At 64.7% G+C, this 13,927-nt stretch carries 13 protein-coding genes and 1 tRNA gene; 7 read left to right on the top strand and 7 right to left on the bottom strand.

Annotated elements, in window-relative coordinates; translation table 11 throughout:
- Window positions 1-18: 18 nt before the first annotated feature.
- From JOE66_RS08470 to JOE66_RS08450, 5 genes are all read right to left on the bottom strand, one after another.
- A complete protein-coding gene (locus JOE66_RS08470) occupies window positions 19-1,143 on the bottom strand; it encodes a class I SAM-dependent methyltransferase (protein ID WP_239518262.1) in 1,125 nt (374 codons plus the stop codon).
- 27 nt (window positions 1,144-1,170) lie between these two features.
- On the bottom strand, window positions 1,171-1,938 hold the full coding sequence (locus JOE66_RS08465; protein ID WP_205108495.1) for a hypothetical protein: 768 nt from the start codon (window positions 1,936-1,938) through the stop codon (window positions 1,171-1,173).
- Window positions 1,938-2,579 carry a SatD family protein gene (locus JOE66_RS08460; RefSeq protein WP_205108493.1) on the bottom strand — a complete coding sequence of 214 codons (642 nt, stop codon included), beginning with the start codon at window positions 2,577-2,579 and terminating at the stop codon, window positions 1,938-1,940. Before JOE66_RS08460 ends, JOE66_RS08465 begins: the two co-directional genes overlap by 1 nt.
- 57 nt (window positions 2,580-2,636) lie before the next feature.
- Window positions 2,637-2,709, bottom strand: a tRNA-Val gene (locus JOE66_RS08455).
- 30 nt (window positions 2,710-2,739) lie between these two features.
- Window positions 2,740-3,213, bottom strand: a complete 474-nt coding sequence (locus JOE66_RS08450; protein WP_205108490.1) for a peroxiredoxin — start codon at window positions 3,211-3,213, stop codon at window positions 2,740-2,742.
- A 197-nt stretch (window positions 3,214-3,410) separates the two neighbouring features.
- Between JOE66_RS08450 and aceE the strand changes: the two genes are divergently transcribed.
- The 6 genes from aceE to JOE66_RS08420 all read left to right on the top strand — a co-directional run bounded on the left by aceE (window position 3,411) and on the right by JOE66_RS08420 (window position 11,217).
- Window positions 3,411-6,143: a pyruvate dehydrogenase (acetyl-transferring), homodimeric type gene (gene aceE, locus JOE66_RS08445; protein WP_205111789.1), complete on the top strand. Its 2,733-nt coding sequence runs from the start codon at window positions 3,411-3,413 to the stop codon at window positions 6,141-6,143.
- 20 nt (window positions 6,144-6,163) lie between these two features.
- The gene (locus JOE66_RS08440; protein WP_205108488.1) at window positions 6,164-7,369 is read left to right on the top strand and encodes a PucR family transcriptional regulator; all 1,206 of its coding nucleotides are present in this window, start codon (window positions 6,164-6,166) and stop codon (window positions 7,367-7,369) included.
- 87 nt (window positions 7,370-7,456) lie between these two features.
- Entirely contained in the window at window positions 7,457-8,380 is a 924-nt protein-coding gene (locus JOE66_RS08435; protein WP_205108486.1) for an ACP S-malonyltransferase, read from the top strand.
- A 78-nt stretch (window positions 8,381-8,458) separates the two neighbouring features.
- Window positions 8,459-9,463, top strand: coding sequence for a beta-ketoacyl-ACP synthase III (locus JOE66_RS08430; RefSeq protein WP_205108484.1), 1,005 nt, complete (start codon window positions 8,459-8,461; stop codon window positions 9,461-9,463).
- A gap of 111 nt (window positions 9,464-9,574) precedes the next feature.
- Window positions 9,575-9,823, top strand: coding sequence for an acyl carrier protein (locus JOE66_RS08425; protein ID WP_205108482.1), 249 nt, complete (start codon window positions 9,575-9,577; stop codon window positions 9,821-9,823).
- Window positions 9,824-9,981: 158 nt separating this feature from the next.
- Complete coding sequence (locus JOE66_RS08420; protein WP_205108480.1) at window positions 9,982-11,217, top strand: beta-ketoacyl-[acyl-carrier-protein] synthase family protein; 1,236 nt, start codon at window positions 9,982-9,984, stop codon at window positions 11,215-11,217.
- 140 nt (window positions 11,218-11,357) lie between these two features.
- Here the strand turns inward: JOE66_RS08420 and JOE66_RS08415 are convergent, their stop codons facing one another.
- Window positions 11,358-11,861: a DUF3145 domain-containing protein gene (locus JOE66_RS08415; protein WP_205108478.1), complete on the bottom strand. Its 504-nt coding sequence runs from the start codon at window positions 11,859-11,861 to the stop codon at window positions 11,358-11,360.
- A 202-nt stretch (window positions 11,862-12,063) separates the two neighbouring features.
- Here JOE66_RS08415 and JOE66_RS08410 point away from each other — a divergent pair, with 202 nt between their 5' ends.
- Window positions 12,064-12,717: a PadR family transcriptional regulator gene (locus tag JOE66_RS08410; protein WP_205108476.1), complete on the top strand. Its 654-nt coding sequence runs from the start codon at window positions 12,064-12,066 to the stop codon at window positions 12,715-12,717.
- On the opposite strand, the gene JOE66_RS08405 is transcribed toward JOE66_RS08410, so the two are convergent.
- Window positions 12,684-13,589: an alpha/beta fold hydrolase gene (locus JOE66_RS08405; RefSeq protein ID WP_205108474.1), complete on the bottom strand. Its 906-nt coding sequence runs from the start codon at window positions 13,587-13,589 to the stop codon at window positions 12,684-12,686. The genes JOE66_RS08410 and JOE66_RS08405 overlap by 34 nt on opposite strands.
- Window positions 13,590-13,927: the final 338 nt, after the last annotated feature.

The following is a 13,927-nucleotide window of genomic DNA, read 5'->3' as shown; positions in this document are numbered from 1 at the left end:
GCCTAGAGTGTGGGCCGCTCACCGCTTGGTCGAAACCGTCACCGTGAACTTCGCATTCTGCCCCAGCACGGTTGTCGGCCCCACGAGGCGTCGCAGATCTGACTGGTAGGCGAGATGCGAATTGAAGACGGTGAACAGCTGGCCACCCGGCACGAGAACCCGGCCTGCATCGCGAAAGAGCGACAGGGCGACGCCGGTGTGAACTGTGCTCCCGACGTGGAACGGCGGGTTGCACAGCACGGCATCGGTGCTCGCATCGGGCTGGGATGCGAGCCCGTCGTCGCGCACGACCGTGACGCGATCGGCGAGGCCGTTGGCTGCCATCGTGGCTCTCGCCGACTCTACGGCGGCCTGCGACTGGTCGGTCGCCAGTACCTGCAGGTCGGGCCGCTGTTTCGCGATGGCGGCGGCGAGGATGCCCGTTCCGCACCCCAGATCGATGACGGAGTGTGCTGAAGGCGAGACCTGCCCGAGAAAATCGAGCAGGAAACGCGTGCCGATGTCAAGGGAGGTGCCGGCGAAGGCACCCGGGTACGCGGCCACGGTCAACCCGAGTTCGGCATGGAATTCGCGCTTCGGGTAGGGCCGATCATCCGGTGTCGCCTGGGGATTCGACGCAACAAGCACCCGAGACTTCTGGCGCGCTCTCGTGGCAGAGACCGTGTCGAACGAGGCGCCGAGCACCTCGTTCATCGCCAGGGTGATGTGTTTGATGCGGCCCCCGGCGTAGACGGTCACCGTGGGGTCGGCGAACCGTGCGATGAGGTCCGCCACCTCGTCGAGCTCTGCGAGGCTTCGGGGCAGCTGCAGGAGCACGACCTTGGCTCCGGCCAGGAGCTCTGCACCGAGTGGCAGGCTGCGATAGCTGGCTTCGAGACCGGCGGCCCTGGCGTTGTTCGCGAGTGCCTGCTCGCCGGTCAGCCAGTCCTGTTGGGTGCGGATGCCTGTGGCATTGTGTCGCGAGGCCACCCCCAGCGTCAGCGCTCCATACCGGTCGCCGATCACGACCGTCTCGCTGCCGCTCACCTCGCTGAGCGCTTCATCGGCCTCATCGACGATCAGCCGGTCGCTCGCGTCGACGGCGAACAGGTTCGCAGCTTCGGCGTCGGGCCAACGCTTCAGGTGTTCGAATGAAAACGTCATAAGCTCCTTGCTCATATCCAGCGATTATCAGCCGTGGGCTGATATCCAGAGCAGCCCGCCGATGGCGACCGCGATCGACCAGCTGACGAGGCTGCCCACAAGAAAATACTCGGCTTTCGATCCCGAGGGGCCGTCTTTGGAGATCTCAGGGAAACGCACGATTCCCTTCGCCGCGATCAGTGCGGCGACGATGGGATACATTCCGGCGAGGGCCAGCGTGACGATGAGCAGGCGTTCCAATGGGCCGATCAGCCGGCCGCCGCGGAGGTCTGCTGCGGAGAGGTCGATATCGTCGGGCCCACCGGACGAGGACGCCTTGTTTGCCCTTCCGCTGGCGGCCACTGGTGGGGTTCGGTGCAGGCTCGCCCGCACAACGACGTTGCTGCTCTCGGTGAGAAAGACGGCCGCCGAAAAGCCGAGCACGATGGTGGTCAACGAGGCCTGGTGAAGTGCATCGACGGGAGCGTCCGCGTGCCACTGAACCAGGAAGCCTGACGCGGACTGGCCTGTGGTGTCGATGGCCAGCAGGAGCAGGAGCGCGGCCCCCAACCCTGCCACCGGCCAGAGTCCAGACGGCGGCTTCACGTGCTCCAGTGTCGTTGTGGTCAGAAGCCACGCGCTCGCGATCACGAGCGGAGCCAGAAGTGACCACCACGGCGTGCCGAGCCCCGTCGCAGCGAGCAGGGCGATGACGAGCCACGCGAGCGGAATCGCGACACGAGCGGCCTCGAAGCGGCGACCAGAACGAGCCAGGTCGGCCGTTCCGACCAGAAGCAGCAGCACTGCGGCGAGCATCAGGCGGCTCCCGCAGCGAACAGCTCCAGCGATGAAACCAGCGCCGAGCCCCCCGAACGCCGAAGAGACTGCGAGACAGCGGACTGCGAGATCTGCTCCGACGCCGCGAGTTCGGCTTGCGACAACCCTCGGAATGTTCCGAGCGTGATGCGCCGCGCGCGGTCGCTCATCGCCCCGACCACCTGGTCGCGGACGAGCAGCTGCGCGTTGACCACCGCTTCAGGGTATCGCTGGTCATCGCTCCGGTACCAGCTGCGCAGGCTCGGAGTACGGGCATCCTCGCGCACATGAGCCTCATTGATCGCTTCGCGCGCCAGCCACCAGCCGGGCCCGTCCTGCAGCGGCCCCGTCGCCCCCGTGCCGACTGACCACAGTTCGCCGCTCCCCATGCCGAACCGGCAGTCGATTCCTGCTGGCAGGGCAAGGCGGGCGAGAAGAGTCGCCTCGAGTGCTGCTGACACAGATTCGTACACGGCCTGGAACTCATCGCCGACCGTGGCCTCGAGCGGCTGCACAGGGATCACGAGAGAGTTGACGAGGGCGAACGCGGTCTCGATCTGAACCTGCGCCGATCTGCGCTCAGTAATCTGCCGTGACTTGACGAGGTCGATCACGACGGCGACCGGCAGATCAGAAGACATACCCATAAGCATAGTCCTTATATTTTCAAAATATAAGCCCTTCACTGCTGGATGGAGTGGGCCCTACCGGGATCGAACCGATGACATCCACGGTGTAAACGTGGCGCTCTACCAGCTGAGCTAAAGGCCCTGGTGATGCAAATCTACTGCACCCGAAACCCTACACGCCTGCGGGCTCGAGTTCTTCAAGTGCCGCGCGGTAGGCCTCGATCGAGCGGGCTTCGCCTGGGGCCGTGATGAAGCTCGCGCGGATGATTCCCTTGGTGTCGATGACGAACGTGGCGCGGTTGGAGAAGCCCTTCTCCTCGAGGAACACGCCGTACTCCTTGGCGACATCGCCGTGCGGCCAGAAGTCGGCAAGCAGGGTGAAGTCGAACCCCTTCTGGTCACTCCAGGCACGGAGAGTCGACTTCGAGTCGACCGAGATGCCGATGAGCTCGACGCTGTTGTCGCGGAACATCGCAATGTTGTCTTCAAGGGCGCAGAGCTCCCCGGTGCACACGCCGGAGAATGCCAGTGGGTAGAAGACCAGCACGACCGGTTTGACGCCCCGGAACTGGCTCAGCCTGACCTTCTCGCCGTATTGGTTCGACAGCTCGAAGTCGGGAGCCCACGTGTCGTTCTCGAGTGCCATTGAGGCGATCCTTCCGGTGACAGGTACCTTGCCCGCCAGACCCAAACATCCAGTGTATTCCTCCAATGGCTTGGAGATACCGCCGACGTGCAAAGTCGCCCAGCGGATTGGTTAGGCTTGTCGGTGGTGTCGACTTCCGTGAACCGGTGGCTGCCCCAGTTGAATGATCTCTACAACCCAAAAGAGAGAGGTTGACGTTGACAGTCAACGACCAAGACCCCTATTCGGTGTCGAACATCGATTCTGATCCTGACGAAACAGCCGAATGGTCTGAGTCGCTCGATGCCCTGGTTGCCGAGCGCGGCCACGGGCGTGCCAGGGAAATCGTGCTCAGCCTGCTCAAGCGCAGCAAGGAACTCCATCTGGGCGTACCGATGGTTCCCACCACCGACTACATCAATACGATCGCGTCAGAGAACGAGCCCGAATTCCCGGGCGACGAAGACATCGAGCGCCGATACCGCGCCTGGATCCGCTGGAACGCCGCGATGCTGGTGCACCGCGCACAGCGCCCCGGTATCGCCGTCGGCGGGCACATCTCGACCTACGCCTCGAGCGCCAGCCTCTACGAAGTCGGTTTCAACCACTTCTTCCGCGGTCACGACCACCCGGGTGGCGGCGACCAGGTCTTCGTGCAGGGCCACGCCTCCCCCGGCACCTACGCCCGCGCCTTCCTCGAAGGCCGTCTCAGCGAGCACCAGCTCGACGGTTTCCGCCAGGAGAAGTCACACGCCGGCGGCGGCCTGAGCTCCTACCCCCACCCCAGGCTCATGCCGGAGTTCTGGCAGTTCCCGACCGTGTCGATGGGCATCGGCCCGATCAACGCCATCTACCAGGCACAGTCGAACAAGTACCTCACCAACCGCGGCATCAAAGATGCCAGTGACCAGCAGGTCTGGGCGTTCCTCGGTGACGGTGAGATGGATGAGGTCGAGAGCCGTGGCCAGCTCCAGGTGGCAGCGAACGAGGGCCTCGACAATCTGAACTTCGTCATCAACTGCAACCTGCAGCGCCTCGACGGCCCGGTTCGCGGCAACGGCAAGATCATCCAGGAGCTCGAGAGCTTCTTCCGCGGTGCGGGCTGGAACGTCATCAAGGTGATCTGGGGCCGCGAATGGGATTCGCTGCTGCAGAACGACTCCGACGGCGCTCTTCTCAATCTGATGAACCAGACTCCGGATGGCGACTTCCAGACGTACAAGACCGAAGACGGCAAGTACGTTCGCGACAACTTCTTCGGTCGCGACCCCCGCGCCCTGAAGCTCGTCGAAGAGTACAGCGACGACCAGATCTGGGGCCTCAAGCGAGGCGGGCACGATTACCGCAAGGTCTACGCCGCCTTCAAGGCCGCCAGTGAGCACAAGGGGCAGCCCACGGTCATCCTCGCCCACACCATCAAGGGCTACGGCCTCGGAAAGGGCTTCGCTGGCCGCAACGCGACGCACCAGATGAAGAAGATGTCGCTGCCCGACCTCAAGGCGTTCCGTGACGAGATGCGCATCCCGATCACCGATGCCCAGCTCGAGGCGAACGACCACTGGTCTCCCCCGTACTACAACCCGGGCCCCGACGATGAGGCGATCCAGTACCTGCACGAACGCCGCCGCGCGCTGGGTGGTTACGTACCGGAGCGCCGCACGAAGCACACGGCGATCACACTCCCCGACGACTCGGCCTACGCCATCATGAAGAAGGGCTCCGGCACGCAGCAGATCGCCTCGACGATGGCCTTCGTGCGCCTGCTCAAGGAGATGACGCGGTCGAAGGACTTCGGCAATCGCGTCGTTCCAGTCATCCCCGACGAGGCACGGACCTTCGGAATGGACGCGTTCTTCCCGAGCGCGAAGATCTACAACCCGAACGGCCAGCACTACACCAGCGTCGACCGTGACCTGCTGCTGGCCTACAAGGAGAGCCCACAGGGGCAGATCATCCATGTCGGCATCAACGAGGCCGGTGCCGTCGCTGCCTTCACCGCTGCCGGAACCTCGTACGCCACTCAGGGTGAGCCCCTCATCCCGGTGTATGTGTTCTACTCGATGTTCGGGTTCCAGCGCACCGGTGACGCGCTCTGGGCCGCGGGCGACCAGATGACCCGCGGGTTCATCATGGGCGCGACGGCCGGCCGCACGACGCTCACAGGCGAAGGCCTCCAGCATGCGGACGGCCACTCCCACCTTCTCGCAGCAAGCAACCCCGCTGTGATCTCGTACGATCCGGCCTACGGCTATGAGATCGGCCACATCGTGCGCTCGGGGCTCGAGCGCATGTACGGCGGCACGCACACCGACCCGAACGTCATGTACTACATCACGCTCTACAACGAGCCGATGGTCATGCCGGCCGAGCCGGAGAACGTCGACGTCGAAGGCATCGTCAAGGGCATCCACCACCTCAAATCGGGCTGGGTCGACAACGGGCCGAAGGCGAACATCCTGGCCTCCGGCGTCGGTGTGCCGTGGGCCCTCGAAGCGCAGGAACTGCTGGCGAACGACTGGGGTGTCTCGGCAGACGTCTGGTCGGTCACCAGCTGGACCGAGCTCCGACGCGACGGCCTGCGGGCAGAGGAGCACAACTTCCTCTACCCCAACGACGAGCGGCACGTGCCGTACCTCACGAACAAGCTCTCGGGTGCTCATGGTCCCTTTGTCGCTGTGAGTGACTACATGCACGCCGTCACTGACCAGATCAGGCAGTTCGTACCCGGTGACTACGCAACACTGGGGGCCGACGACTTCGGGTTCTCTGACACCCGCCCCGCGGCACGCCGGTTCTTCAAGATCGACGGCCCGAGTGTGGTCGTGCGTGTTCTGGAACAGCTCGCCGCCCGCGGTGAGGTCGACCGGAACGCACCCCAGTGGGCCATCGACAAGTACCGGCTGCACGACGTGTCTGCCGGTACCTCGGGCTCCGCCGGCGGAGAGAGCTGACGCACACCAGCGCCCACCCCATGGCCAGAACCAAAGAACAGACCCTCGCATGGTTGCGAACGGTGTCGGGAGAACTCTCGACAGCGACGATCAAGCGACTCGACGAGACGCTTCCCTGGTACGGCGACATGCCGCCAGGGAGGCGCTCGGCCGTGGGTCTGGTGGCTCAGGCCGGCATCAAATCGTTCATCACCTGGTACGACGACCCGACCACGACCACCTGGATCGCGTCTGACGTCTTCGGTTCGGCGCCGCGCGAGCTGCTTCGTTCGGTCAGCCTGCAACAGACACTGCAGCTCATTCGGGTCGTCGTGGAGGTCGTCGAGCAGCGCATCTCCAACGGGGACCAGTCGCTTCGCGAGGCAATCCTGCTCTATTCGCGTGAGATCGCGTTCGCGTCGGCAGACGTTTACGCACGCGCGGCAGAAGCCAGGGGCCTGTGGGATGCCCGGCTCGAGGCACTCGTCGTCGATTCCATTCTCAGCAGGGAGGGTGACGACGAGCTGCCGAGCCGCATCGCAGCCCTTGGCTGGCACGGCCACGGCGCCGTCAGCGTTCTGGTCGGCACCACCCCCCGCATGCTCGACGTCGACCAGCTCCGGCGCACAGCCAGGCATCTGGCCGCCGACGTGCTGATCGGGGTGCAGGGCGGCCGACTCGTACTCGTCATCGGTCGCTCCCAGCCCGCGATCGGCTCGGCCGACGAACCGGCCGCAGGCGCCGTTGCCGAGCCTGTGCTGTCGTTCATGCAGATCGCCAACGCCCTTGAACCGGGTTTCGGGCCCGGGCACCTGGTGCTGGGTCATGAGGTCCCGAGCCTGGTGGATGCCTCACGCAGCGCCAAGGCGGCGCTTGCCGGTTTCGCCGTTGCCCGGTCGTGGCGCAACGCTCCGCGGCCCGTGCTTGCCGACGACCTCCTCCCGGAACGCGCCCTTGCCGGCGACCCGCTCGCCCGCTCCACCCTCGTGAACCGGGTGTACCGGCCGTTGCAGGACCAGTCGCCCGAACTCATGGCAACCCTCTGGTGCTACCTCGACAATGGTCGTTCGCTGGAAGGAACGGCCCGCGAACTGTTCGTTCACCCCAACACCGTGCGGTACCGCCTGAAACGGGTGTCACAGGTCATCGGCTGGGATGCCACGGGTGCGCGTGAGGCACTGATCCTGCAGTCGGCGCTCATCCTGGGCTCGATGAACGAACCAGACCCCCTGGCGCGCAAACGATGAAGGGCTGAACGACACCCACAACGATTCACGCGAACCTTCGTCGACTATTGACACCGCCCCCGTCTCTACTCTTGAAAGACTGAAAACATGATCGTCATCGTCTGCCCTGGCCAGGGCTCCCAGACCCCTGGCTTCCTCGAGCCCTGGGTTGCTGAGACCGCATTCAGGGAGCACCTCGAAGCTCTGGGCGACACCGCTGGGCTCGACCTGCTCGCCCACGGCACCACGAGCGATGCCGACACCATCCGCGACACGAAAATCGCCCAGCCGCTCATTGTGGCCGCCGGGCTTCTCACGCTCACAGCACTTCTCGCCGACGGCCGCCGCTCGCGGGTCGGCGGCGTCGCCGGCCACTCTGTGGGCGAGATCACCGCCGCCGCAGCATCCGGAATCCTGGGCGAACCCGACGCGATGACGTTCGTCCGCGAACGAGGGCTGGCGATGGCCGACGCCGCGGCACTTGCTCCGAGTGGAATGAGCGCGGTCGTCGGTGGCGACGAAACAGAACTCCTGGCCACACTGTCAAGGCTGGGGCTCGAACCCGCCAACTTCAACGGCGGCGGGCAGATCGTGGTGGCCGGCGAGCTCGGTGCGCTCGAGAAGCTGAAGGATCTGGCACCCCGCGGCGCGCGCGTCATTCCCCTCCAGGTCGCCGGCGCCTTCCACACGCAGTACATGACTCCCGCGGTGGAGCACCTCCGCGAAGTGGCTAGCAGGCTCACTCCCGCAGACCCCACCATTCCCATCTGGACGAACCGTGACGGCGGCACTGTCGACTCCGGCCCGGAATTCGTCGACCTGCTGGTCGGCCAGGTCTCCTCTCCTGTTCGCTGGGATCGCTGCATGCAGTCGTTCCACGATGCTGGCGTGACCGGTATCATCGAAGTCTCTCCAGCGGGCGCCCTGACGGGCCTGGCCAAACGCGGGCTCAAGGGTGTTCCGGCGGTAGCCGTCAAGACTCCGGATGACCTGCCGGCGGCCATCGAACTCCTCACGGGTTCGCCCGTCTGATCCTGGCTCCGGGCACGGCCCGATCCACGCCCATCCACTCAACGCCCCACACAGCCACACCAACCGGCCAAGGATACGATGTCACGCCCCACTCTCCAGCAGTCGCACGGCCCCGAATTCACCCGCATCTACGCGATGGGTGCGGCACGAGGAGACCTCGTGGTGCCCAACGAGGACCTCATCGGCCCGATCGACTCCTCTGACGAATGGATCAGAAAGCGCACGGGCATCATCGAGCGCCGCCGGGCCAGTGCCGAGGTCACGGCTGTCGACCTGGCCACGGCCGCTGCCCGGGAGGCGATCGAGAAGGCAGGAATACGGCCCGACCAGATCGGTGCTGTCATCGTCTCGACGATCAGCAATCCTGTCGTGACCCCGTCGATCTCCACGCTCGTCGCAGAACGGGTCGGTGCAACTCCCGCTGCCGCCTACGACATCGAGGCCGCCTGTGCTGGCTACACCTATGGAATTGCGCAAGCCGATTCGCTCATCCGTGCCGGCCTCGCCGAGTACGTGCTCGTCATCGGTGCCGAGAAACTGTCTGACTTCGTCGACCCGGCTGACCGCTCCATCTCATTCCTGCTCGGTGACGGCGCGGGTGCGGCAGTAGTCGGGCCGAGTGATTTCGCCGGTATCTCCAAGACCATCTGGGGCTCCGACGGCTCGAAGTGGGATGCGGTCGGAATGACCGGGAGCTATGTCGGCTTTCGCCGTGGTGACAACGAGTGGCCCACCATGCGCCAGGAGGGCCAGACGGTCTTCCGCTGGGCCGTGTGGGAGATGGCCAAGGTGGCCAAGCGCGCGCTGGACGAAGCCGGAATCACGGCTGACGACCTCACCGCGTTCATTCCCCACCAGGCGAACATGCGTATCATCGACGAGTTCGCCAAAGTGCTGAAGCTCCCCGAATCGGTCCTGATCGGCCGTGACATCGAGACGACAGGCAACACCTCAGCCGCGTCGATACCGCTCGCGACGCACCGGCTCCTGCAGGAGCATCCTGAAGCCTCCGGCGGCCTCGCGTTGCAGATCGGCTTCGGCGCCGGACTCGTATTCGGGTCTCAAGTCGTGGTACTTCCTTAACCCGCACCCACCGTCCCTCACGGGCTCTCGTGCCGCGCCGCCGCAACGAACCGCTCCCCCTCTGACCTAAACTGAATGTCGCCTCAAATGACACCCAAGGAGAAAAATACAATGGCATTGTCCACCGAAGAAGTTCTTGCCGGCCTCGCCGAGCTCATCAACGACGAAACTGGTATCGCAGCCGACACGGTTGAGCTGGACAAGTCGTTCACCGATGACCTCGACATCGACTCCATCTCGATGATGACCATCGTCGTCAACGCTGAAGAGAAGTTCGACGTCAAGATCCCCGACGAAGAGGTCAAGAACCTCAAGACCGTCGGCGACGCCGTGCACTTCATCACCAACGCACAGGCGTAGGTTTCACACCCCGACACCCTGTCGAAGAGTGCGGATGACCGGGGCTCGGCCTGTGCCTCATGCTCCGGTCTTCCCGCTTCTGTGCCGTTGCCAGTGTCCCGTCGCTTCGGGGCCATCGCAGCGGCAGTACCACCTGATCCACAGAGAAAGCGCCTGCCATGAGCAAAAGAATCGTCGTCACCGGAATCGGTGCAACCACTCCGTTGGGCGGAACAGCTGAAGAGAGCTGGCACGCACTTCTGAACGGCGTTTCGGGCAACCGCACCCTCGAACAGGAATGGGTTGAGAAGTGGCAGGTGCCCATCACGATGGCTGCGCAGGCCGTTGTGCCCTCCGCTGACGTTCTCACCCGCCAGGAGACGAAGAGACTCGACCCCAACAGCCAGTTCGCACTGACGGCGGCCCGCGAAGCCTGGGCCGACGCGGGTGCACCCGAGGTCGACCCCGAACGCATCGGCGTCGACTGGGCGACCGGCATCGGCGGTCTCTGGACGCTCCTCGACGCGTGGGACACCCTGCGTGAGCGTGGGCCGCGCCGTGTTCTGCCGATGACTGTTCCCATGCTGATGCCGAACGGCCCCGCTGCCGCGATCAGCATGGATCTCGGCGCGCGCGCCTTCAGCCGCACCGACGTGTCGGCCTGTGCCTCGAGCACGGAGTCGATTGCCAACGCCTACGACCACCTCCAGGCGGGACTTGCCGACATCATTCTTGCGGGGGGCTCTGAGGCGTGCATCCACCCTCTGCCCATCGCCTCGTTCGCGGCGATGCAGGCGCTGTCGAAGCGCAATGACGACCCGGCGACGGCTTCGCGCCCGTACGACGTCACCCGCGACGGGTTCGTGCTCGGCGAGGGCGCCGCTGCAATCGTGCTCGAGACGTACGAGCACGCGATTGCCCGTGGGGCAAAGATCTACGCGGAACTGCTCGGCGGTTCGGTGACGAGCGACGCGTACCACATCACCGCCCCAGACCCTGAGGGTTCGGCCGCAGCGCGAGCCATGATCGCTGCGATCACGAACGCGGGCTTCGCACTCTCTGACGTTGCGCACATCAACGCGCACGCAACGTCGACACCCGTCGGTGACATCGCAGAGTACAACGCGCTCCGCCGTGTCTTCGGTGAGGCGGTCGAAGGAATTCCGGTTTCGGCGACGAAGGCGTCGACCGGTCATCTTCTCGGCGGTGCCGGCGCCATCGAAGCGCTGTTTGTCATCAAGTCGCTGCAGGAGCGAATCGCTCCCCCGACGATCAACCTCACCGAGCAGGATCCGGAGATCCACCTCGACGTGGTCACCTCGCCACGGCCGCTCGGAGACGGCGAACTGCTGGCCATCAGCAACTCGTTCGGTTTCGGAGGGCACAACGCTGTGGCGGCCTTCAAGACCGTCTAGTCGCACTGTCACCGGTTGAGTAAGCTCGCGCAGCGCACAGCCGCCGGTTGAGTAAGCACGCGCAGCGCGCTGTATCGAAACCCTGATTCGCTCGTTGAGATTTCGATGTGGTCCCTGGCCTACTCAACCGGCGTCGTGGGTTAGCCGACGGAGTGCAGCCAGACGACAGGCGCGAAGTCACTCGCGTAGCGGAACGGCTCGAGTTCGTCGTCCCAGGCTTGGCCGAGTGCCAGTCGAAGCTCCCGATGCAGCTCAAGCGCATTCGTGCCGGCGGATTCCATTGCCGCACGAACACGATCTTCGGGGATGACGGTATTGCCAGCACTGTCCGTCTGAGCGAAGAAGATGCCCAGGTCTGGGGTGTGCATCCATCGACCACCGTCGCGGCCTGCAGCGGGGTCTTCCGTCACTTCATACCGGAGATGCTCCCACCCGCGCAGGGCAGAGGCGATGGCGGCCCCGGTACCTGCAGCGCCCTCCCAGTAGAACTCGGCTCGCTGCGAACCGCGTAGCACCGGTTGTTCGATCCAGCTGAAGTTCACCGCACGACCAATGGCGCGACCTGCGGCCCACTCGACGTGAGGGCAGAGCGCGCGGGGAGCGGAGTGAACATAGATCACTCCGCGTGCGACAGATGCCACCATTTGTATTCTCCATTCGTGAGGTACGTCTTCCCCAACGACCTGTGAATGGCTGCGCACAAACGGCGGCTCAATGTTCAGTTGTGCAAGTACTGCATGGCTCCAGTATGCCGACATGGATCGTGAATCGCAAGGCTGCTGCGGGCTCGTCGCTATACTCGGCAGAGATTTGAATTCCGGATGGCCCGAAAGGGGTGTGGTGCATGTGTCGGTTCGCCAGACCATCCTCGCCGTTCTCACCCTCGGCCCGGCCTACGGGCTCCAGCTTCATGACGAAGTGGAACTGCGAACCTGCCGCGAAGGGACTCTCAACGTCGGTCAGGTGTACTCCACCCTGGGGCGGTTGAAGACAGCCGGGTTGGTCGCGTGCGACACCGTGACGGCCGGTGGCCTCCCCTTGTACGAATTGACGCCAGAGGGCCGACAGGAGGCTCACTCGTGGCTCGGCACCGCCCAGCCGGTATCGGGGTCGGCCTGGGGCGACATGATGGACCACGTTCTGCTCGCGGTCTCGCTACCGGGTCAAGACCCTCTGCCCCTCATCCGAGCCTATGAAGAAGCCTGGCGGGGCATCTCCTCGCAGAAACGAATTCAGGATGTCGGGTCCGCCGCGGTCCCAGGCAGAAGGTTGGCGCGCGCGCAGGCTGAAGCCGAGAGGCTGCTGGCGCACTCTGCCCTGGCCTGGCTGGAACAGATTAGAATCGACCCGTCCGAATTCACTATCGCGATGCAGTCAGAGCGCCCTCGGCGCGGGCGACGCCCCGTGCGGCTACTCCAGCAAACCGAGAAGATCCAGAGCAGAGGTGCCAGCGACCGAGGCGGGGCTCAGCTGGGTACCAGCGCCGTTCGCAGCACCTGAGCGATAGCCTCGGCGCCGTGCTGACTCAGAACGAGTGTGTAGTGGTTCGCCTCGGCCACCTCTACGAACGAAACGGTGGAGGGCAGTTCTGCCTGCCACCCCGCGATTTCCCGCCCGCTGTACACCCCAGGAGTCTCGTTGAGCAAGCCGCGGGAGGCGTAAAGCACCGTCATCGGCACCCGGAGGCCGCACAGCGTGGCCCGGAGCGCGTGGCTGCCGTACAGTTCGCGCGCGTCTGCCTTGACCGCCGCGGGGTTCGCAACGGGCCGGAAGGCTACCTCCCCGTCAGTGGTGACGACCTCAGCCAGGTCGTAGTCAGCGTAGGAACTCAGCGCCTCAGACCAATCACCCGCGAAGGCAGGATGCAGGCGCCAGAATTTGCGGTACATGTCCCTGCTCGAGAAAGTGAACTCAACCCGCCGGGCCGCGGCAACTCCCAGAACTGCTTCGACGAGCTCATCGTCGGCGAGGTCGAGGGGCACGGTGACAGGCAGGCCGCCGTCGGCGAGAATCCCGCGCACGAAGACCTCTGGATGCTCCCTGAGGGCCGCGACGGCGACGAAGGCACCCATGGAGTGCCCGACGATGGTCGCACGCGACACATTCAGAGCAGCACTGATGGCCGCGACATCGTCAAGATGACTGGCCACACCGAACGGGGCCGGCAGCTGGGCACTCAGCCCACGGCCACGGAGGTCTGGCGCGACGATGCGGTATTCGGGTAGCTGTTCCGCAAGGAATTGCCACGCGAGGTGGGAGCCGCTCATGCCGTGCAATGCGACGATCGTCGGAGCGTCGGGGCATTCCGGCCGCCACTCACCGACTCTCATCACGCCGCCGCGCACGGGAACATCGTGGGTGAAGTACGTCATCAATAGTGCCTTTTGCGAGAAACTTGGCGCCGGCGCGCGCGACGGCGCACCATGCAACAAGCAAAACCCAGTATCCCCATACAAGTGGTGGCGAACCACCATCGAAAACCATACTTGTGAAGTTTTATCGAGTCAAGACATACCTGACGTTTCTTCGCGATTGCCCCACTTCTGGGGTGACCTGGAGGCGCTGACGCGCGGGGGTGGGGCGTGAAGGGTGGGGCGTGCGGGGTGGGGCGTGCGGGACTTGAACCCTTGGGCCGCCCAGCAGGCTGGACCAGGCCACCGGCCCTAGCCAGCCATCTCAATGAAGGGTGGGGCGTGCGGGACTTGAACCC

The sequence above is a fragment of the Subtercola frigoramans genome (genome assembly GCF_016907385.1).
GTDB classification, from domain to species: domain Bacteria; phylum Actinomycetota; class Actinomycetes; order Actinomycetales; family Microbacteriaceae; genus Subtercola; species Subtercola frigoramans.
This window is presented reverse-complemented; position numbering and strand designations above follow the sequence as displayed.